The following is a 21,927-nucleotide window of genomic DNA, read 5'->3' as shown; positions in this document are numbered from 1 at the left end:
TCATATGAGGTACTCAAACAGTGTTTGATCACTGTTTACTTCTTTGAACTCAAAGCGGTGTTGGCGCATCCGATCTACCAGCGCTGTATAGTCGGTAGCCAGCTGGAGCTCGATGCCGACCAGGGCCGGTCCCCGTTCGCGTTGGGTCTTTTTGATAAACTCAAATCGCGTGATATCGTCATGCAGTCCCAGTACTTCGTTGACAAACAGCTTGAGCGCCCCGGGGCGTTGCGGGAAGCGGATAATGAAATAGTGCTTCAGTCCCTCATACAGCAGGGAAAGCTCTTTGATTTCACCCATCCGGTCGATGTCATTGTTGCCACCGCTGACGATGCAGACCACCTTTCTACCCTTGATTTCATCGGCATAGAAATCAAGCGCGGCCACCGCAAGCGCCCCTGCCGGTTCGGCTACGATGGCATCTTTGTTATACAGTTCGAGGATGGTGGTGCATATCCTGCCTTCGGGGATGAGCCTCACATCGTCCAACACCTCCTTACCATATTGGTAGGTGAGGTCACCGATGCGTTTCACCGCGGCACCGTCCACGAAGCGATTGATCTCGCCGAGCGTCACCGGTCCGCCATGTGCCAATGCGGCTTTCATAGAAGGCGCCCCCTCGGGTTCCACGCCGTAGATCGTGATCCCGGGGTTGGTTTCCTTGCAATAACTTCCCACCCCTGAGACCAACCCCCCACCGCCGATGGGGATGATGACCAGGTCGATATCAGGTTCATCCTGTAGGATCTCCACACCTACGGTGCCTTGGCCTTCGATGATGTCCGGATCGTCAAACGGATGGATGAAGGTCATGCCGTGTTCGGCACAGTACGCCAAAGCGGCTTGCTGGCAGTCGTCAAAGGTATCGCCCGTCAGGATGATTTCAATGTACCCATTGCCAAACATCTCGGTTTGGCTGATCTTCTGCCTCGGCGTGGGTTCGGGCATGAAGATCACGCCCCTGATGCCCATATGCTTGCACGAGAAGGCCACGCCCTGGGCATGGTTGCCCGCACTGGCACAGACCACCCCCTTGGCACGCTCGGTGGCGGTTAGTTTGCTGGCCTTATTGAATGCGCCGCGCAATTTATAGGATCGTACCACCTGCAGATCCTCGCGCTTGAGGTAAATCGCCGCATGGTATTTTGCCGACAATCGTTGATTATATTGCAAAGGGGTGTGGGTCACTACCCCTTTTAAACGTTCGGATGCGGCCTCGATCGCTTGGTTCATTGCGCGGATGTTGCGGCAACCCCTTCTAGGAGGTGGACCTGTGCCGCCAGCCAATCACCCACTTCACTGGTTTTATAGGCGTTGTCTTTGCCGGCAAGATCTTCGGTCACGATTCCCTCGGCCAGCGATTTGTTGACAATCGCACGGATGAGGGCTGCTTCTTCCTTCAAGCCAAAGGCATCTTCAAACATCATGGCGGCAGAAAGCACCGTGGCCAAGGGGTTGGCGATATCTTTTCCGGCCGCTTGTGGGTATGAACCGTGGATGGGCTCGAATAGAGAAGTATGCACACCGATAGAGGCCGAAGGCATCAAGCCCATAGAACCCGATATCACCGATGCTTCGTCCGTCAGGATGTCACCAAAAAGGTTCTCGGTGATGAGCACGTCATAAGACGACGGCCATTGAACCAAGCGCATGGCTACGGCGTCCACAAATTCATAGCTCACTTCCACTTCCGGAAAATCCTGCTCCATCTCCTGCACCGTTTCCCGCCATAGCCGGGAGCTTTCCAGCACATTGGCCTTATCCACACAGCACAGCTTCTTCCGCCGGTTCATGGCCATCTCAAAGCCCAGTTTGGCCAGGCGCTTCACCTCCTCGCGGGTATAGGTACAGGTATCGAAGGCGGTATCCCCGCCGTCTTTCCGGCCCCGCTCACCGAAATAGATCCCCCCGGTGAGTTCCCGGAGGATGATCAGGTCCGTCCCCTCGATGCGCTCCCGCTTCAAGGGAGAATGGTCAATCAGCGAAGGGAAGGTGAACGTGGGTCGCACATTGGCAAACAGGCCGAGTTTTTTGCGCATCTTGAGCAATCCCTGTTCCGGGCGTACCGGCGCTTTGGGGTCGTTGTCATAGCGGGGGTGCCCGATGGCACCAAACAGCACCGCATCCGCCGCCATACAGATCTCGTGGGTCGACTCTGGGTAGGGGTCGCCTACGGCATCGATGGCCGCCGCACCGGTCAATCCGAAAGTCCAGTTAACGTTGTGGTCAAATTTCTTGGCGACGGCATCGACGACCTTCACAGCCTGTCCGATCACTTCAGGTCCAATTCCATCACCAGGTAAGAGCGCTATATTCAATTCCATGTTGTTAAGTTAAAAGTAAAAAATCATCACCTAGCACAATATCTAATGTCTAATATCTAGTGTCTAATGTCTCGTGTCTAATGTCTAATGTCTAACGTCTAACGTCTAATATCTCCTATCCCATAGCAGGCTCTACATGCAAGACAATATTCAGCATTTTTTGGGTAGCCTTGATGGCAGACACCGTTTGATCCGAATCCAGTCCGCGCGTCGAAAAGGTGCGGTCGCCTGTTTCCCAGGTGATGGTGGTTTCACAAAGCGCATCCGAGCTGCTGCCCGGGGCGATGCGGACATTGTAGTCAACCAAGGTCGGCAGCGGCAAGTTTTTTCTCGCGTACGCCCTGGTCAGCGCGTTCATGAATGCGTCAAATTGTCCATCGCCCTGCGCGTGCTCCTCAAACAGTTGGTCATGGATGCGTACCGCAATGGTGGCCGAAGGGCGCAGGCCCTTCGCGTGGGTCAGCACGTACGATTCGACCACAATTTTTTCGTCAAGCGCCTTCGTGGCCAACACGTCGGAAATAATATACGGCAGGTCCTCGGTGGTTACATTTTCCTTCTTATCACCAAGTTCGATCACGCGCTGTGTCACCTTTTTCAGGTCTTCCTCATTCAGCTTCAAACCCAGTTCCTGCAAGTTTTTCTCAATGTTGGCCTTGCCAGAAGTCTTCCCAAGCGCATATTTCCGTTTCCGGCCGAAACGCTCGGGAAGCAGGTCATTGAAGTAGAGGTTGTGTTTGTTGTCGCCATCGGCGTGTATGCCGGCCGTTTGGGTGAATACATTGTCGCCCACAATGGGCTTGTTCGTCGGGATCCGCACACCCGAGAAATTTTCGACGAGCTTGCTTACCGAATAAATGGCAGATTCCTTAATGCTGATTTGCACATCGGTCAGAAAATCCTTGATGGCCGCCACGGCGCTGGCCAGGGGGGCATTTCCGGCGCGCTCACCCATGCCGTTGACGGTCAGGTGCAGGCCGTTTACGCCAGCCCTTACTGCTTCGAGCACGTTCGCTGTGCCCAGGTCATAATCATTATGTGCATGGAAATCAATAGGAAGCTGCGGGTAGCGTGCCCGCAATGCGGAAAGATACCGATAGGTTTCAGCGGGCGTGAGCACACCGAGGGTGTCTGGCAGCATGACCCGGTTGAGGGGCTGCAATGCGAGAAAATCCAAATATTGCAGCACATATTCGAGCGAGTGGCGCATGCCGTTGCTCCAGTCTTCCAAATACACATTGGTGGCAATCCCCTGTTGCGCGGCTTGTTCAATGGCGTTCGCGATCTCATCAAAATGCTGCTGCGGTGTTTTCCGCAGCTGGTGGGTGAGGTGGTTGAGCGAGCCTTTGGTCAGCAGGTTTTGCACCTTGACGCCTGCCCGTTGCATCCAGGCGATGGATACGCCATTGTCAACAAAAGAAAGCACCTCGATGTTATCCAGATACCCATTTCGGGAAGCCCAATCCGTGATGGCCTTCACCGCATCAAATTCCCCTTGGGAAACCCGTGCCGAGGCGACTTCCACGCGATCTACTCGGAGCTCCTCCAGCAGCAGCTGCGCAATGGTCAATTTCTCCGAAACCGAGAACGACACGCCCGATGTTTGTTCGCCATCGCGCAATGTCGTATCCATGATTTCTATTTTCCTTCTTTCCATTGCCAGGATTATATGGGAAGGGTCTTCGCAAATTGCTGAATGTCAGATTTGATATTGAGAAGGTAGTCGATGTCGTCAAAGCCGTTCAACATGTTGCCCTTTTTGTAGCTGTTGATGTCAAACGACTCGCTATCGCCGGTAGCCAATAGGGTGAGGGTTTGCGCGGGCAAGTTCACTTCCAATTCCGTATCGGGATCGGCATAGATCTCCGCAAAGATGCGCTCCAGGAATCCGGCGCTCACCTGCACGGGCAACACGCCGATATTCAGGCAGTTATTCCGGAAGATGTCTGCAAAGAAACTGGATACCACGCACCTGAATCCATGGTCGTAAATCGCCCAGGCGGCGTGTTCGCGGGACGAGCCCGAACCGAAATTTTTGCCGCCCACCAGGATTTTGCCTCGATAAGTGGGGTCATTCAACACGAAATCGGCTTTGGGCGTGTTGTCTGCATTATAGCGCCAGTCGCGGAAGAGATTGTCGCCGAATCCCACCCGTTCGGTGGCTTTTAAAAACCGGGCGGGAATGATCTGGTCGGTATCCACATTCTCAATCGGCAGCGGAACCGCCGTACTTCTCAATATATTGAAACTATCGTATGCCATGTCGTTATTGTAAAAGGGTTCTCGGATCGGTTACTTTTCCGGTGACGGCCGCTGCTGCGGCAACCAGCGGGCTGGCAAGCAGGGTACGGGAGCCGGGACCTTGCCGGCCTTCGAAATTCCGGTTGGAAGTGCTCACGGCATATTTGCCGGCCGGTATTTTGTCTTCGTTCATCGCCAGACAGGCCGAACATCCCGGCTGACGCAGCGAGAAACCGGCTTCGGTCAGGATGTCGAGGATACCTTCTTCCTTGATCTGCGCTTCTACCACATGCGAGCCGGGTACCAGCCATACGGTCACTTCGTCGGCCTTCCGTTTTCCTTTTACCAAGGAAGCGAACGCCCGGAAATCCTCGATGCGGCCATTGGTGCAGCTGCCTACAAACACATAGTCTATCTTCTTGCCCACCATCGCTTCGCCCTCGTGGAAGCCCATATATCCCAACGATTTATCAAAGGTCGCCTTGGCTTCTTCGGCGCTGATGGCATCGGGTATATCCTGGGTGATGCCAATACCCATGCCGGGATTGGTGCCGTAAGTAATCATCGGCTCGATCTCGGCACCGTCAAATACAAATTCCTTGTCGAATACCGCGTCGTCGTCGGTTTTCAGGGTTTTCCAGTAGGCCATGGCCTTGTCCCAATCGGCGTCTTTAGGGCTGAACTCCCGATCTTTGATGTAATCGAAGGTCGTTTGGTCGGGTGCGATCATCCCGCCGCGGGCACCCATTTCAATGCTCAGGTTGCAGACGGTCATCCGGCCTTCCATGCTCATCTGCTCGAATACGCTTCCGGCATACTCCACAAAGTGGCCCGTGGCGCCCGAGGTGGTGAGCTTGGAGATAATGAACAGCGCAACGTCTTTGGGCAATACCCCTTTGCCCAGGGCACCATTGATTGTGATGCGCATCTTTTTCGCTTTGGGCTGCATGATGCACTGCGTAGAAAGCACCATTTCTACTTCGGATGTACCGATGCCAAAGGCGATGGCTCCGAAGGCGCCGTGTGTAGAAGTGTGCGAGTCGCCGCAAACGATGGTAGCACCCGGTTGCGTAATCCCGTTTTCAGGGCCGATGACGTGTACGATGCCGTTTTTATAGTGACCCAACCCCCAATGCCGAATGCCATACGCCCGGGTGTTTTCTTCCAGTGCTTTCAGTTGATTGGCCGATAGCGGATCCTCCACAGGCAGGTGCTGGTTCATGGTCGGTGTGTTGTGATCCGCAGTGGCAAAGGTGCGCTCCGGATATAACACGGGTATTCCACGATTCCTCAATCCCAAAAATGCAACAGGGCTGGTCACTTCATGGATCAAATGCCGATCAATAAATAACACATCGGGTCCCCCTTCAATCTTGTGCACCACATGGGCATCCCATACCTTGTCAAATAATGTCTTACTCATTTTTATAGTTGTTGTTTCGTTGTTATCAGCTTTAGCCGTTCGCTTTCAGCTCCGAGTTTTTTACTTTTTACTTTTTACTTTTTACTTTTTCAAATAAACTTATTCAGCGCATCCAGATAGGCATTGGCTGATGCCCGCACGATATCGGTGCTGAAGCCATATCCCATATACGATTTATCGTCGTATACCACGCGCATATCCACCTTGCTCACGTCGTCGCTGCCGCCGTGGATGGAGTGGATGTTGAATTCCTTGATTTCAATATGTTTGCCGATAATTTCTTCGATCGCCTTGATGGTCGCGCTCACCGGCCCGTTTCCAGGGGCAGTCGCTTCGCGTTCCACGCCGTTATAGCTGAGGGTAATGGTTGCTTCCGGCGTTTCCTGGTCGCCGGTGGTGACCTGCAATGCGTTGATGGATAAGCCGTTCTTAAAGCTTTCCTCCGTTTTGTCGCCCATCAGCTGCAGGAGATCATCGTCTTTCAATTCCTTCTTCTCATCGGCAAGCTCCAAAAAGCGCTGGTATACCTGGTTGAGGTCGATGCGGTCAATCCCGTATCCCAGTCGTTCCAGGTGGTGCTTCAGGGCGTGCCTTCCGCTGCGGGCAGTCAGGATGATCTCCGATTGATCAATCCCGACATCTTCGGGATTCATGATTTCGTAGTTTTCGCGGTGTTTGAGCACCCCATCCTGATGGATACCCGAACTGTGCGCAAACGCATTGCGCCCCACGATGGCCTTGTTGGGCTGCACGGGCATGCGCATCATGCGGCTCACCATGCCGCTCAGGGGATAGAGCTGTTTGGTATTGATGTGCGTATGCAGGCCAATGGAGGAATGCGTCTTCAGGGTCATCACCACCTCTTCAAGGGAGGTATTGCCCGCACGTTCGCCGATGCCATTGATCGTACATTCCACCTGTCTTGCGCCGTTTTGCAAGCCGGCAATGCTATTCGCCGTAGCCAGTCCGAGGTCATTATGGCAGTGTACGGAGATGATCGCCTGATCGATGTTTTTGACGTTTTCTTTCAGAAACCTGATTTTTGCACCATATTGCTCAGGTAAGCAATAGCCGTTGGTGTCGGGTATATTCACCACCGTTGCCCCTGCCGCGATGACCGCTTCAATCATCCGGGCGAGGTATTCGTTGTCTGCCCTTCCGGCGTCTTCGGCATAGAATTCGATGTCTTCTACGAATGTCTTGGCATATTTGACGGCCTCGACGGCCCGCTCGAGAATCGCCTCGCGTGTGCTGTTGAATTTATACTTGATGTGTGTGTCGGATGCGCCGATACCGGTATGGATACGCGGTCTTTTGGCGTGTTTCAGGGCTTCGGCAGCACAGTCAATGTCGCCTTTATTTGCCCGTGTAAGCGCACAAACCGTGGGGTTCTTCACTAATTTGGATATCTCCACCACGCTGTTGAAGTCACCCGGACTTGAAATGGGGAATCCGGCTTCGATAATGTCCACGCCCAATGCCTCCAGCGCTTCAGCGACAATGAGTTTCTCCGGGGTGGTCAGTTGCGAACCGGGCACCTGTTCTCCATCGCGGAGCGTGGTGTCAAAAACATATATGCGGTTGGGATCGTGCAGCATTATAAACTATTTTTTCTGTTGTGTATTCGGATCGCTCGCTTAAGCTTAATAAGCAAGCTCGTTTATCTCTTCTGTTACCAAGGCTTCGCCTTTTTCCAATACCATTTTCTTTTCCAAACAAGTAGGCAACTGTGTTTCATAGTGGCCAACATAAATCAGCGTTTTTCCGAAACCACACAACTCATCGACCACCGCATTGAAAAGCGATGTCTGGGCACGGTCAAGCCCTTGGCACGGCTCATCCAGAATCAGCAATGGCGGGTTTTTGATAATCGTTCTGGCCAGCAATACCAAGCGTTGTTTCCCCAAAGGCAGTGTCGTAATCAGTCGGTCTTTATCCGCAGTAAGGTCAAAAAAAGCCAACAGCTGATTGATTTTCTGTTGCTTCTCATAGCTGACCTGTCTGAACAGGCCGATACTGTCATAGAAGCCAGAGGCAATCGCTTGCCATACGCGAGCGGTTTTATCAAAATACCAATGCAGTTCAGGAGAGATGATGCCTATGCGTTCTTTAATCTCCCAAATGCTTTCTCCGCTGCCCCGCTGGTGGCCAAATAGCCGGATATGATTAGCATAAGCTTGGGGGTGATCGCCCGTGATCAGGCTTAGCAGGGTTGATTTTCCCGAGCCGTTATGCCCTTGGAGCAGCCATTTTTCACCCGCCCGGACCGTCCAATCGATCCCTTTCAGCACTTCTTTCTCTCCATAGCGGACATGGATGTTCTCCATTTCGACCATGATGTCAGCGGATACCGTCGGCGCTTCCCTGAGGAATGGGGGTAAATCCTTCCGCGAACGACCGATATCCATGGGTAGGGCTGACACGGAGCTTACCTGCTTGAGCTTGCCTTTTTCGATTTGAGCAAACCGATTGATGCAACGCGGTAAATCCGTCTCATTGGTAATGAGCACGAGGTGTGTACCGGCCGCGGCGAGCTCATCGAAAAAGCCATTCAGTTTTTGGCGTGATGCTTTGTCCAATCCGGTGTAAGGTTCGTCAACAATCAACAACTGGGGTTTTAACCACAGCGCTTTGATCAATTGCAATTTCTTGTGCTCGCCGCTGGAGAGCTCAATCAGCTGGGTGCCCTTCAGGTCAACGAATTCAAAAAGATCGAGGTATTTTGCTAAGTCCTCGACTAACAGGTTCTCGGATTCGGCAAAAGCTGCCAACTCGGCATAAACCGTTAGTGTGTCGTTTTGTTGTTGTTTGTTATAACGCTGTTGGTAGTAAAAGTTACGATCTCCCTCCAAGTTGGTAAACTGATACCAATTGGACACGTACAATACGCGCGGAGGCCGCGGAGATTGGTGGTCAAAACAGATTTGGACGGTACCGCTTGTTTTTTCAAGACCCGCCAACGCTTTAGCCAACGCGCTTTTGCCCGACCCGCTCCGCCCGCCGATGAGCCAAAACTCCCCGGGGTGGATTTGCCAGTCCAATTGATCCAATACCACATCATGTGCATATTGCAGGTTCAATTGGGCGATATGGACGACTGGGTCAGTCATGATAGTACGATACAAACTTATGCAAAATGGCGATGATATGCAATGATGCCTTCTTTACGGTACGTTTCCTAAACTGTTTTTATAGCCTTCATTGCTGTCATGGCTTTGCGCAGCACGGCGCCCACTTTCTCTACCGGATGGGTGCGGATGGCTTCGTTTACGGCGATCAGCGCTTGGTTGTCGACCGCTAGGTCTTTACCTTCATTGAAATCCCTGCCAATAATATCCGTGTCTACGGTTTTCATGAAGTCAGCCAATAGCGGTTTACACGCATGATCAAACAAATAGCAACCGTATTCGGCCGTATCGGAGATCACACGGTTCATCTCGAACAGTTTTTTGCGAGCGATGGTATTGGCGATCAGCGGGGTTTCGTGCAATGACTCATAGTAAGCCGATTCTGGTTTAATACCCGCCTCGACCATGGTTTCGAATGCGAGCTCTACGCCAGCTTTAATATAAGAAACCATAAACACGGCATGGTCGAAATACTCCTGTTCGCCAATCTTGATGTCGCCCGCAGCTGTTTTCTCAAAGGCTGTCTCGCCGGTAGCGGCACGCCATTGCAATAGATTCTTATCTCCGTTCGCCCAGTCCTCCATCATGGTGCGGCTGAATTGGCCACTCATGATGTCGTCTTGATGTTTTTGGAATAGCGGACGCATAATCGCCTTCAATTCTTCTGAAACCTCAAAAGCTTTAATTTTAGCGACGTTGCTTAGTCGGTCCATCATCGCGGTGATCCCGCCTTGTTTTAAGGCTTCGGTAATGACTTCAACACCATATTGAACCAACTTGGCCGCGTACCCCGGCTCAATGCCCTTTTCAACCATTTTATCAAAGGAGAGGATTGACCCGGTTTGCAACAGTCCGCATAAAATGGTTTGTTCACCCATTAAATCGGATTTGACCTCGGCTACGAAAGACGAACGCAAGACACCTGCCTTATGGCCACCGGTTCCCACGCAATAGGCTTTCGCCTCCGCGAGACCCTTGCCTTGGGGATCATTTTCCGGGTGAACAGCAATGAGTGTCGGTACACCGAAGCCGCGCAGATATTCCGCCCTCACCTCTGAACCTGGGCATTTTGGGGCGATCATGATCACCGTAATGTCTTTGCGGATCTGTTTTCCTTCTTCCACGATATTGAAACCGTGTGAATAGGAAAGCGTAGCACCTTCTTTCATCAACGGCATCACCGCGTCGATTACAGACGAATGTTGCTTGTCCGGAGTAAGGTTGCTGACCAGATCTGCTGTGGGGATCAGCTCTTCATACGTGCCGACCGTAAAGTGATTGTCTGTGGCATTCTTCCACGAGTCGCGCTTTTGTTCGATTGCTTCCTTACGAAGGGCGTAGGAGACATCCAGTCCACTGTCGCGTAAATTAAGCCCTTGGTTGAGGCCTTGAGCACCACAGCCCACGATCACGATTTTCTTGCCTTTTAAAGCACTGATACCGTCAGCGAACTCGCTGATATCCATGAATTCAGCGACGCCTAATTGGTTTAATTGTTCTCTAAGGGGTAGGGTGTTAAAATAATTTGCCATTGTTTTATGTATGTGATTGACTTTTTTGTTCGTGTACTGCTTTTCTAAGTGCCATGGCATACCCCAAGTGGAGATTGTCATGTGCCAATGTTGCGGTGAGCACCTCTTCGATGGTCGTCATCTCCAAGCCATAGGTCGACGTGGAAAACGGACTGATCGTCGAAAACACGCCATTCCGATAGTCCTGTTCAATCTGCTGGACCGATGAAACCAGCTGACTCTTCAGTACGTCCAGTTCCTCCGGGGTTATCCATTTTTCGGGCTTGGTGCCCTTCCCATAGTCCTCGACAAACGGGATGCTATAGGCTGGTGCCACCTGTGTCCGGCGGTAGCAAAGCCCCTGGGTGCTGACCACGATGTGCCCGAAATTCCACCCGATATTATTGCGGAAGCCATTCGGGATGACATTGATGTCATCCATGCTCAACTCGCTCACCATTTGGGCGAAGACTGCCCGGGTCTGTCTGATATACTTAAAAATAATGTCTGGCATGATGCTGATGACGTGCAATTTTTTATTTTACATTGTAAACACCTTATCCTGCTTATCGAGGTAGCGGTTTTCCACCACTTCGGAGGCCGGTTCGGCTTCTTCAAATTCCTTGAGCTTTTTATGGAAGCCTTCGCTGTCTTTGATGATGGCGATCCGCGCACTGCGCACAAACTCGATAAGGTTATATTCGGCCAGTGCTTCCGTGAGCGCATCGATTTCCTCCCGATGTCCGGCAGTTTCGAATACCGTATAGTCGGCGCGTATCACCACGGCGCTGGCACCGTACTGCCGCAAGAGCCGTTCTACGGGTGCCTTTTCGGTCACCACGACCGTCGGCACTTTATACAACGCCTGTTCCTGCCAGATGACTTCATCGTTGGTATTGTAATACGCTTTCAGTACTTCCACCTGCTTTTCGATCTGGCGGCAGAGTTTGCGGACTACCTCCTCGGTTTCAACGATAACGATGGTAAATCGGTGGATGCCTTCCACTTCAGAAGGAGACGTATTGAGGCTCTCAATGTTGATCTTACGCCGCGAAAAAATGTTGGATATCCGACCGATCATGCCGATCGAATTTTCCGTATAAAGGGTGATGGTATATTCCTGCTTTTCCATGTTGACCTTAATCGTTAGTCTTTACTCCTTGTTCTTTGCTCCCTCAGTTACTTCAACCTGATCTCACTGACACTACTGCCCTGCGGTACCATCGGAAATACGTTGTTTTCCTTGCCCACCTTTACTTCCAGCAGGTAAGCACCGTCGTGGCTGATCATTTCTTGCAACGCTTCTTTGAGATTTTTCCGTTCATCAACGCTGCGCCCGGCTATGCCGTAGCCTTTGGCTACCGTCACAAAGTCCGGACTGGTAATGTTGACAAACGAATACCGCTTATCATGGAAGAGCTGCTGCCACTGGCGCACCATTCCCAAAAAGGAGTTGTTGAGGATGAGTATTTTTACCTTCGCACCAAATTGCATGATCGTACCTAGCTCCTGTATCGTCATTTGGATACCACCATCGCCAATGATTGCCACCACGGTCCGGTCAGGCGTTCCATACCAGGCGCCGATCGCCGCCGGCAGTCCAAATCCCATCGTGCCCAGTCCGCCTGACGTGACACTACTCTTGGATTGGTTGAATTTGGCATAGCGGCAGGTGACCATCTGGTGCTGGCCCACGTCCGTCACGATGACGGCATCGCCGCCGGTGATTTCGTTCAATAGGCTGATGACTTCCCCCATGGTCAGGATATCCGTGGTGGGGTTCAATTCCTCCTGGATGACTTCGTTGATTTCCTCCCGCTCCAGTTCCCGGAAACGGCTCACCCACGCCTGGTGTTCCTTCCGGTCTACCAACTGGGTAAGTAGGGGCAGCGTATCCTTGCAATCGCCCCATACCGGTACGGTGGTCTTGACGTTTTTGTCGATTTCAGCTGGGTCGATGTCCAGGTGGATCACCTTGGCCTGTTTGGCGTACTTATCCAACCGACCCGTCACCCGATCATCGAAACGCATGCCGATAGCGATGAGTACATCGCACTCATTAGTCATCACGTTTGGGGCATAGTTGCCGTGCATTCCCAGCATGCCCACATGCAGGGGATGATCCGTCTCCAGGGCGCTGAGGCCCATTACGGTGGCTGCTGCCGGGATTCCTGTCTTTTCAATGAACGCTTTGAAATCGGCTTCGGCTTTGCCAAGGATGATGCCCTGTCCAAAGAGGACAAAAGGTTTTTTTGCCTCATTGATCAGCGCAGCTGCCTGTTCTACATATTCCTTGCGCACGATGGGCTTCGGGCGGTAGCTACGGATGTGGTTACACACGTTATATCCCTCATAGGCAAACAGCTGGAGCTGTGCGTTTTTGGTGATGTCGATCAATACCGGGCCGGGTCTGCCCGTACGGGCGACATGGAAGGCCTTAGCCAATGCGGTGGGGATCTCACAAGCGTCGGTCACCTGATAGTTCCATTTGGTCACGGGGCTGGTGATGTTGATGACATCCGTCTCTTGGAAAGCGTCCGTACCCAGTAAATGGGCAAACACCTGGCCCGTAATGCAGACGATCGGGTTGCTGTCAATCGTCGCATCGGCAAGTCCTGTCACCAAATTAGTGGCGCCCGGACCACTCGTCGCGAAAACCACGCCCACGCGGCCCGATGTGCGCGCATAGCCCTGGGCGGCATGAATACCTCCCTGTTCGTGGCGCACGAGAATATGTTTTAGCCTGTCGTTGTAGTCATACAGGGCATCGTATATCGGCATAATGGCACCGCCCGGATAACCAAATATGGTATCCACACCTTCTGCCAACAAGGCTTCAAGCACCGCTTGCGAGCCGCTTAATTGCGTTGTTGCCTTTCCTTCCTCTTGGTTTGGGATGGTTTCTTTCGTGATTTCCAGCGTGTTCATTTTTTTTAAGTTAAAAGTCAAAAATAAAAAATCAAAAAACCTGTATCGTCTTCTGTTTCTTGTCTTATTCTTGCCCGGTGGGGAAGAATTTTTAATTTTTCCTTTTTAATTTTTCCTTTAATTTCAAAGGTCCGTTACGCAGCCCGAAGCGGCATCGGCCACGGTCTTTGCATATTTATAGAGTACGCCCTTGGTCACTTTCAGCGCTGGTTTTTTCCAGCTTGCCCGGCGCGCCGCGATGATATCATCGGATACCTGGAGGGTAATGGTGTTATTGACGGCATCGATGACGATGTTATCGTCGTCTTCGACCAAACCGATGAGTCCGCCTTCATGCGCTTCCGGCGTGACATGGCCCACCACAAATCCGTGGGTGCCGCCGCTGAAGCGCCCGTCGGTGACAAGCGCTACGCTTTTGCCCAGTCCGGCGCCGATGATGGCCGAGGTGGGTTTCAGCATTTCCGGCATGCCCGGCGCACCTTTAGGGCCTTCATTTTTGATCACCACCACGTCGCCAGGCTTCACGCGGCCCGAGGCGAGTCCGGCGATGAGGTCTTTTTCCCCGTCAAACACACGGGCCGGACCTTCAAAGCGTTCGCCTTCCTTGCCCGAAATCTTAGCCACGCTGCCCTTTTCGGCCAAGTTGCCATAGAGGATCTGGAGGTGGCCCGTCGCCTTGATGGGATTATCCAGGGTATGTACGATCGACTGGTCAATGGCATTGATGGGGGTCACGGCTGACAAGTTCTCCGCCAGTGTCTGTCCGGTTACCGTGAGGCAGTGGCCATGCAGAAGGCCTTCATCGAGCAGGTATTTCATGACCGCGGGCACCCCTCCGTATTCATGCAGGTCCTGCATGAGGTACTTGCCGCTGGGTTTGAAGTCGGCCAGCACGGGCGTCGTATCGCTCATGCGTTGGAAATCGTCCTGCGTAATTTCGATACCCACACTTTTGCCAATAGCGATAAAATGCAGCACAGCGTTCGTGCTTCCACCGAGTACAATGATCACACGCAGTGCGTTTTCAAACGCTTCACGGGTCATGATGTCCGAGGGTTTGATGTCGCGTTCAAGCAAGATGCGGATGTATTTTCCGGCTTCCAGGCATTCCTTGCGCTTTTCTTCGCTCACCGCCGGATTCGAAGAAGAATAGGGTAGGCTCATGCCCAGCGCTTCGATGGCGGCTGCCATTGTGTTCGCGGTATACATACCGCCGCAAGCACCGGCACCGGGGCAGGTATGCTTAATGATCCCCAGAAAGTCCTCTTCCGAGAGGTTGCCCGCAATCTTCTGTCCCAATGCCTCAAATGCCGAAACGATATTCAAGTCTTGCCCTTTATAGTGTCCGGGCGCGATGGTGCCCCCGTAGACCATGATAGCAGGCCGGTTGAGGCGTCCCATGGCCATGACGGATCCCGGCATATTTTTGTCGCAGCCCGGAACGGCGATGAGCCCGTCGTAGTATTGTCCCCCGCAGACGGCCTCAATGCTGTCTGCGATAATATCGCGGCTGACCAGCGAATAGCGCATGCCGTCGGTGCCATTGCTCATCCCATCGCTCACGCCGATCGTATTAAAGACAAGGCCCACCAGGTTATGGCCCCATACGCCCTCTTTTATTACCCCGGCCAGCTCGTTGAGGTGCATGTTGCACGTATTACCATCGTAGCCCATGCTGGCAATGCCCACTTGGGCTTTTTGCAGGTCATCGTCTGTCAGTCCGATGCCGTACAGCATCGCCTGCGCGGCCGGTTGGGTTTTGTCTTGGGTAAGTACCTTGCTGTATTTGTTCAGCTCCGTTGTTTGTTCAGTTAGCATGGTTATATGATCACTTGATAATTCTCTTTTTCCAATGTCAGGTTTTTGTATGCCCGTTGTATCGTGGCCCCCAATGTGTCCGTCCATTCTTCCGTGAAGACCTTATCGTCTACCGATGCGATGCCTACGATACCCGTGGCCGTACCGGTAAGGAAAGCGCTGTCCGCAGCTTTCAGCTCGTCCAGCGAGAGCTCCTTCTCCACCACGTCAATGTTGAGCACGTTGGCGATCTCGAGTACGGTTTGCCGCGTGATGCCGGGGAAAATGTGGCCTTGGGGAGGCGTATACAAAGTTGCCTCTTTTTCGATGAACAGGTTATTGCTGGATGCTTGTGCCAGATGACCCTCGCTGTCCAACAGGATCGCTTCATCATATCCTCTTTTGGTGGCCTCGGCGGTGGCGATGATGGATGCAACGTACTGGCCGGCGATCTTGGCGCCGGGCGGCACAGAATAAGGGTTTGGCCGCTGGTAGGGCGATAGGGATACCCGGATGAGGCCGGTCCCGAGAAAAGGCCCCCATTCCCAAGCGGCGATGATGAGACTGGAATCAGCGGCAGGGGTCAGGTACATATTGTGACCAGTGGTGACCAAGGGCCTGATATATGCACTCCTTAAGTTGTTCTTTTCCAGTAATTGATAGGTTTTGTCGACAAGCTCATCGGTTTCCCATCGGAAGGGAATCCCGACCAGTTCGCACGAACGTCGTAAGCGGTCATAATGTTGCTCCGCCCTGAACAAGCGTGTACCGTTGTGGGTATTATATGCCCGGATGCCTTCGATAGCCGAATAGCCATAGTGCAATGACTGGCCAAAAAGATCAACGGTCGTACTACTGGCCCTGACAAACTCGTCATCCAAATAAACCCATGTATCTTTGCCGAAATATCTCATATCTCCGTTAGCTGGTTGTCCCGTTTGCACCTTGTTGAAATGATCGGATATGCCTCCTCAAACGCATTATAGATCCTTGTCTTTTTTGACTTTATCAAGGTAAGATGTTTATCGCGAACCGGCAATAGCATCCATCAATTTTTTTGAATCGGAATAAAATTCTGCATTATTCATATAATCAAAATATTATTTTAAATAAATCTATATTAATGTATTTTAATTTTTATATTAATATACTAAAACCAATATCGGTATTCGGTTCATTTTCATGTTAAAACAACTACCGATCGTAAATTCTGCGTAAAATGGGCTCCGTCTTCAAAAAGTTGCTAAAAAAACGAAGCCCCCCGGCAAGTACTTACCGGGGGGCTTTTATTTTACTTTTTACTTTTTACTTTTCCTTTATCCCTTCGGCAAGCACGGTAATATTGTTGTGAATAACTTCCACAACGCCGCCAATAATATTGATGACTTCCTCGCTTTTGCCGGTTCGGATAATGACTTTCCCGTCTTCCAGGGTAGAGACGATCGGCGCGTGGTTTTCCAGCACCTCAAAGGAGCCTGCGGTGCCGGGTACGGTCACCGACGTGACGTTGCCATCGAAGACGGGTTTATCCGGAGTAATAATGGTCAGTTTCATTACACTGCCTCCGCCATTAGTTTCTTGCCTTTTTCGATGGCATCTTCAATGGTTCCCACCAAGTTAAACGCGGCTTCGGGATATTCGTCCACCTCGCCGTCAATGATCATGTTGAATCCTTTGATGGTTTCCTTGATGTCTACCAATACGCCTTTGAGACCGGTAAACTGTTCGGCCACGTGGAAGGGTTGTGACAAGAAACGCTGTACACGGCGCGCACGGGCGACGACCAGTTTGTCTTCTTCAGAGAGCTCATCCATCCCGAGGATGGCGATGATGTCCTGAAGTTCTTTATAGCGTTGCAGAATCTCTTTTACCCGTTGGGCAGTATTATAGTGCTCGTCACCCAATGTGGCAGCGTTCAAGATCCGTGAGGTAGAATCCAATGGGTCCACTGCCGGATAGATACCCAGTTCGGCGATTTTCCGCGAAAGTACGGTCGTGGCATCCAAGTGGGCAAATGTCGTTGCCGGAGCAGGGTCCGTCAAGTCGTCGGCTGGTACATATACTGCCTGTACAGAGGTGATGGAGCCGCGTTTGGTTGAGGTAATGCGCTCCTGCATCAGACCCATTTCCGTCGCCAATGTCGGTTGATAACCTACTGCCGAGGGCATCCGTCCCAATAGGGCGGATACTTCTGAACCGGCTTGGGTAAAGCGGAAAATGTTGTCGATGAAGAACAGGATGTCGCGGCCGGCACCTTCACCGTCGCCATCGCGGAAATATTCGGCAATGGTCAGTCCCGAGAGGGCCACGCGTGCCCGCGCACCGGGAGGCTCGTTCATCTGCCCGAATACGAAGGTGGCTTTGGAATCTTTCAGCTCTTCGGCATCCACTTTTTCCAAAGGCCATTCGCCTTTTTCCATGCCTTCCATGAATTCCTCGCCGTATTTGATAATGCCGGATTCCAACATTTCGCGGAGGAGATCATTCCCTTCACGGGTACGTTCACCTACACCGGCGAACACGGAAAGTCCGGAATATGCTTTTGCGATGTTGTTGATCAGTTCCTGGATCAATACGGTCTTGCCTACACCTGCGCCACCGAACAATCCGATTTTACCGCCCTTTGCATACGGCTCCAACAGGTCGATTACCTTGATGCCGGTAAACAATACTTCCGTCTCGGTAGAGAGATCTTCGAATTTCGGAGGCGTATTGTGTATGCTGCGGCCGCCGGATTTATCAAGCCCTTTGATACCGTCGATGGCGTCACCCACCACGTTGAATACCCGTCCTTTGATACCTTCACCTACGGGCATTTTGATGGGAGCACCCGTATCCACGACTTTCATGCCACGTGTCAACCCTTCGGTGCCGTCCATGGCGATGGTCCGCACGCGTTCTTCACCCAAGTGCTGTTGCACTTCCAACACAATGCGTTGACCGTTTTCCTTCTCGATTTCCAACGCGTCGTAGATTTTCGGAAGTTTGGCATTTTCAGAGAAACTCACATCGACCACGGGACCGATGATTTGGGCTATTTTTCCAATATTGGACATACTATCAGCAACTAAAATTTTATAAACCAATGCAATAAAGGCGAAATACAGGCCTTAATTTCGGACTGCAAAAATACGCTTAAAAGAATTAAAAGCAAATTTAAATGTAAAGAAATGTTACACATGACCGGGATCGCGCATCGGCTCATGGATAATACCGGCCGATCCGTTTGACGATTTCCTTCCGGAGCGCCAAAGGTTCGATGATACCTGCCTGCCGGTACACGATTTCGCCTTCAGGTGAGATGAGCACGGTATAGGGCAATGCGCCCTGCCATTCTTCATCGACGGCTTCGATGAGGTCGTATTTGTCTTCGTTGCCGAAGAGCAGATTCCGGTTGCTTGCCAATTTTCCCCGTAAGAATGCCAGCACCTTGTCGGAAGCTGTTTTCGCGTCCAATGACACCGTCACGAAGTCGAAGTCGCGGTGGCGATACATCTTGTCGGTTTCCACCAGGGCCGAAAATTCGGCCACACAGGGGCCGCACCATGTTGCCCAGAAATTGACCAGCCGATATTTCCCGGTGTTGTTTTTAAGCAGCGCTTTCATGGTATCGAGTGTCACCTCGACAAGCGTGACCGGCTCTTTTTTCCATTCTTCCACTTCGCGCATTTTCCAGTCGGTTTTGGACTTCCATTTGACGGAACACCCAAATGTCCTTGTGGTCGGTGTCGACACGGGCTTTCCGGCTAAGAGTTCATCCACGGCGTTCCGCAGGTCATGCGTTTTGGCCTTGCCGATGTGTTCGTCGTCATCGATGCGTCCCACATAGCGCAGGAGCCGCTCCTGGTCAAAAACAAATGCGTGGGGCGTGGTAGCGGGACCGTATTGGGTAGAGACCTGCTGGTTTTCGCCATCATATAGGTACGGAAAATTATAGCCCTTATCTTGATAGCGCATCTTCATCTCTTCGAAGCTATCGCTGAGGTCGGTATACCCCAGTTCATCTAGCCTGATAGCGGCATCCGAGTTGGGACTGATGGCGATTACCTGGACTCCTTTTGGTTGGTAGGTAGCGGTCAATTCCATGATCCGGTCTTCGTATGCTTGGGCGGTGGGGCAATGGTTGCAGGTAAAAATGACGACTAACAGCTTGGCGTCTTTGAAGCTTTCCAAGGTGTAGGTTTTGTCGTCCACGCCCTTGAGGCTGAAATCAGGGGCCTTCGAGCCGATAGGCAGGGGCTTCGGATCGTCCGCGTTGGCCGCCGGGACCGCTGCCGCAAATAACGCCAAAAACAAAAGGATCTTTTTGAAGGACTTCATCATGGCAAACGATTTATAATTTGATGCAAACGTCAGTGAGTTGTCCGTTAACATACGCAAGTTATAAAAACAGCGGTTAAAAAGCAAGTCAAATGAAGACGAGCCGGCTATTAGTGAGTTACCAATAGGCTACTAACCTTATACCTCGCTGGCTAGTAATACATCAATAACAGGTAGGTAATAGGCAAATTATAGGGATTTGCCCCTATAACGTCCCTACAATCTCCCTATAATATCCCTACTAAGTGTCAATAATAAGAGAAAATAGTAGCACGTTAGGGTGACATGATGGTTAAAGAAGTGGCTTTGCTTATTACAATCGCTTGTTCAGCTCATCCTGCAACTGCCGCATGAGCTTCTGCTCTTTTTCCATGGCTTTTTTGCGGTGTTGATCGAATTCCTCCTGAAGCATTGCAATGGCTTTTTTGGTGTCCGTGGTGACGATATGGCTTTGGTTGTATCGATAGATAAAAAACGCCAGCGCGGCAGCCAAAAGCAATACCAGTCCCCATACAATGGTGCTGTATACACCCTTCTGCAAGTGGATGCCGACGAAGGAAAAGCTGTCCTTCTCCTGTTGCGCCAGGCGCAATTGTTCCTTGACCTGCGTCAGCGAGTCCGCCATGCCATCCACGGCAGCCTGCTGGTCGCCATCTTTGGCTTTCAGATCGGCGATCGATTTGGTGAGGGTCCGGATGGTATCTGCTACGTTTTTACGGATCCGTTCGAGATTCGCTTGGCGAACATGCTCCAATCCATCTTGCGTCCTCGAAATGGCATAGAGGTAAACGAATTGGCTGTCGATGGTCCCGCTGGTCAGTGACCCCTTGGGCGGCTCCCGTCGCGTCGTGGATTGGCCGAAAACATTTCCTAATGAAATTAAGATGATCAGGATGGTTAAGCAGGTAACGTTTCTCATATTTGCTGGTTGTTTCTATTACGTTAAGTTGTTTTTAAATATATAGAACACGATATTACGTGATTTATTGTTTAAATAAAAGTTGAACTGTATAAATTTGGAAAAAGTCGCACACAAACATGACAGCCCATAACAGTTCGTTTTTTCAACTTTTCTAACTTGCGGCGTTATCACACCAATTTAACCGTGTTGCTATGCATGCATTATTAGGCGTCATATTTCATTTTATCGGAGGATTTGCCTCAGGTAGCTTTTATGTGCCGTATAAAAAAGTCAAAGACTGGGCCTGGGAAACCTTTTGGATCATAGGCGGCTTGTTTTCGTGGCTTATTGTGCCGCCCTTGGCGGCCTACTTGACAATTCCCGGTTTTGCCGACATCATCCGGCAGGCCGACGGCGGAACGCTCGGTTACGCTTACGTTTTTGGCCTGTTGTGGGGTATCGGTGGTCTTACCTACGGCTTGGGAGTACGGTACCTGGGGGTATCGCTGGGAAGCAGCATTATCCTTGGGCTCACCATGATATTCGGGTCGCTCGTACCTTCTATATTTTATTATTTCAATGGCAGCGAAGGGAAGGAGACGATCGACTTGTTTTTTACCACCACTTCCGGCAGGACGGTTTTGATCGGTTTGGTTATTTGTATTTTCGGTATCTACCTCTGCGGCCGGGCAGGTATGCTGAAAGAACGGGAATTGGCCGGCCGGGCGGCTGATGCCAGCGGCAATAGGGATTTTCGCTTCGGACTGGGGCTGCTGGTCGGCATTGTGTCGGGTATCCTGAGTGCTTGTTTCAATTTCGGACTGGAAGCCGGAAAACCCATGGCACATGTAGCCAATGACCTGTGGAAGGCTACCCATCCGGGAGAGGGTGAATTCCTCTTTCAAAATAATGTGACTTATGTGGTTGTCCTCTGGGGAGGGCTCACGACCAATTTCCTGTGGTGCATGTTTCTCAATGCCCGTAATCGGACATTCGGTGATTACGTAAATACGAAAGTGCCGATCGCCCGCAACATTTTTTTCTGTGCGCTTGCCGGGACCACCTGGTATATGCAATTCTTCTTTTATGGCATGGGCGAAAGCCGGCTCGGCAATGGTGCCAGCTCCTGGATATTGCACATGGCCTTCATCATCTTGATCGCCAATGCTTGGGGGGTAATATTAAAGGAGTGGAAAGGCGTGAGCAAGAAAACATATGCAACAATTATCAGCGGAATAGCGGTCATCATCCTGTCGATCCTATTGGTGGGGTTTGCAAGGACATTGTAGTTGGTGGTCGGGGATCTGTGACCGGTGGTGAAATAAGATATATTAGTGAAATAAAAAATAAGTAA

At 51.4% G+C, this 21,927-nt stretch carries 18 protein-coding genes; 1 reads left to right on the top strand and 17 read right to left on the bottom strand.

Annotated elements, in window-relative coordinates; all coding sequences use genetic code 11:
* From ilvA to ACMGDE_RS02145, 17 genes are all read right to left on the bottom strand, one after another.
* Window positions 1-1,233, bottom strand: a complete 1,233-nt coding sequence (gene ilvA, locus ACMGDE_RS02225; protein WP_436831123.1) for a threonine ammonia-lyase IlvA — start codon at window positions 1,231-1,233, stop codon at window positions 1-3.
* A complete protein-coding gene (gene leuB / locus ACMGDE_RS02220) occupies window positions 1,230-2,324 on the bottom strand; it encodes a 3-isopropylmalate dehydrogenase (RefSeq protein WP_436831122.1) in 1,095 nt (364 codons plus the stop codon). The genes ilvA and leuB overlap by 4 nt, the downstream gene beginning before the upstream one ends.
* A 115-nt stretch (window positions 2,325-2,439) precedes the next feature.
* A complete protein-coding gene (locus tag ACMGDE_RS02215) occupies window positions 2,440-3,981 on the bottom strand; it encodes a hydroxymethylglutaryl-CoA lyase-like TIM-barrel protein (protein WP_436831121.1) in 1,542 nt (513 codons plus the stop codon).
* A gap of 8 nt (window positions 3,982-3,989) precedes the next feature.
* Window positions 3,990-4,586, bottom strand: coding sequence for a 3-isopropylmalate dehydratase small subunit (gene leuD / locus ACMGDE_RS02210; RefSeq protein WP_436831120.1), 597 nt, complete (start codon window positions 4,584-4,586; stop codon window positions 3,990-3,992).
* Between the two features lie 4 nt (window positions 4,587-4,590).
* Window positions 4,591-5,988, bottom strand: coding sequence for a 3-isopropylmalate dehydratase large subunit (leuC, locus tag ACMGDE_RS02205; protein WP_436831119.1), 1,398 nt, complete (start codon window positions 5,986-5,988; stop codon window positions 4,591-4,593).
* 89 nt (window positions 5,989-6,077) lie between these two features.
* Complete coding sequence (locus tag ACMGDE_RS02200; RefSeq protein WP_436831118.1) at window positions 6,078-7,586, bottom strand: 2-isopropylmalate synthase; 1,509 nt, start codon at window positions 7,584-7,586, stop codon at window positions 6,078-6,080.
* A 45-nt stretch (window positions 7,587-7,631) separates the two neighbouring features.
* Window positions 7,632-9,098, bottom strand: coding sequence for an ATP-binding cassette domain-containing protein (locus tag ACMGDE_RS02195; RefSeq protein ID WP_436831117.1), 1,467 nt, complete (start codon window positions 9,096-9,098; stop codon window positions 7,632-7,634).
* A 68-nt stretch (window positions 9,099-9,166) separates the two neighbouring features.
* Window positions 9,167-10,648 carry a ketol-acid reductoisomerase gene (gene ilvC, locus ACMGDE_RS02190; RefSeq protein WP_436831116.1) on the bottom strand — a complete coding sequence of 494 codons (1,482 nt, stop codon included), beginning with the start codon at window positions 10,646-10,648 and terminating at the stop codon, window positions 9,167-9,169.
* A gap of 4 nt (window positions 10,649-10,652) precedes the next feature.
* On the bottom strand, window positions 10,653-11,141 hold the full coding sequence (locus tag ACMGDE_RS02185; protein ID WP_436831115.1) for a DinB family protein: 489 nt from the start codon (window positions 11,139-11,141) through the stop codon (window positions 10,653-10,655).
* Window positions 11,142-11,168: 27 nt separating this feature from the next.
* Window positions 11,169-11,759 (bottom strand): acetolactate synthase small subunit, encoded by a 591-nt coding sequence (gene ilvN / locus ACMGDE_RS02180; RefSeq protein WP_436831114.1) that lies wholly within the window; start codon window positions 11,757-11,759, stop codon window positions 11,169-11,171.
* Between the two features lie 47 nt (window positions 11,760-11,806).
* The gene (ilvB, locus tag ACMGDE_RS02175; protein WP_436831113.1) at window positions 11,807-13,555 is read right to left on the bottom strand and encodes a biosynthetic-type acetolactate synthase large subunit; all 1,749 of its coding nucleotides are present in this window, start codon (window positions 13,553-13,555) and stop codon (window positions 11,807-11,809) included.
* Between the two features lie 123 nt (window positions 13,556-13,678).
* Window positions 13,679-15,373 carry a dihydroxy-acid dehydratase gene (ilvD, locus tag ACMGDE_RS02170; RefSeq protein ID WP_436831112.1) on the bottom strand — a complete coding sequence of 565 codons (1,695 nt, stop codon included), beginning with the start codon at window positions 15,371-15,373 and terminating at the stop codon, window positions 13,679-13,681.
* A 2-nt stretch (window positions 15,374-15,375) separates the two neighbouring features.
* The gene (gene ilvE, locus ACMGDE_RS02165) at window positions 15,376-16,266 is read right to left on the bottom strand and encodes a branched-chain-amino-acid transaminase (RefSeq protein WP_436831111.1); all 891 of its coding nucleotides are present in this window, start codon (window positions 16,264-16,266) and stop codon (window positions 15,376-15,378) included.
* A 391-nt stretch (window positions 16,267-16,657) separates the two neighbouring features.
* Window positions 16,658-16,906, bottom strand: a complete 249-nt coding sequence (atpC, locus tag ACMGDE_RS02160) for an ATP synthase F1 subunit epsilon (RefSeq protein ID WP_436831110.1) — start codon at window positions 16,904-16,906, stop codon at window positions 16,658-16,660.
* Complete coding sequence (atpD, locus tag ACMGDE_RS02155; RefSeq protein ID WP_436831109.1) at window positions 16,906-18,408, bottom strand: F0F1 ATP synthase subunit beta; 1,503 nt, start codon at window positions 18,406-18,408, stop codon at window positions 16,906-16,908. Before atpD ends, atpC begins: the two co-directional genes overlap by 1 nt.
* 145 nt (window positions 18,409-18,553) lie before the next feature.
* On the bottom strand, window positions 18,554-19,675 hold the full coding sequence (locus ACMGDE_RS02150; protein WP_436831108.1) for a redoxin domain-containing protein: 1,122 nt from the start codon (window positions 19,673-19,675) through the stop codon (window positions 18,554-18,556).
* A 310-nt stretch (window positions 19,676-19,985) separates the two neighbouring features.
* A complete protein-coding gene (locus tag ACMGDE_RS02145) occupies window positions 19,986-20,591 on the bottom strand; it encodes a hypothetical protein (RefSeq protein WP_436831107.1) in 606 nt (201 codons plus the stop codon).
* A gap of 194 nt (window positions 20,592-20,785) precedes the next feature.
* Here ACMGDE_RS02145 and rhaT point away from each other — a divergent pair, with 194 nt between their 5' ends.
* Window positions 20,786-21,862, top strand: coding sequence for an L-rhamnose/proton symporter RhaT (gene rhaT / locus ACMGDE_RS02140; protein ID WP_436831106.1), 1,077 nt, complete (start codon window positions 20,786-20,788; stop codon window positions 21,860-21,862).
* The last annotated feature ends 65 nt before the right edge of the window (window positions 21,863-21,927 follow it).

Origin of the sequence: Parapedobacter brassicae (assembly GCF_051400755.1) — a bacterium.
Taxonomy (GTDB): domain Bacteria; phylum Bacteroidota; class Bacteroidia; order Sphingobacteriales; family Sphingobacteriaceae; genus Parapedobacter.
This window is presented reverse-complemented; position numbering and strand designations above follow the sequence as displayed.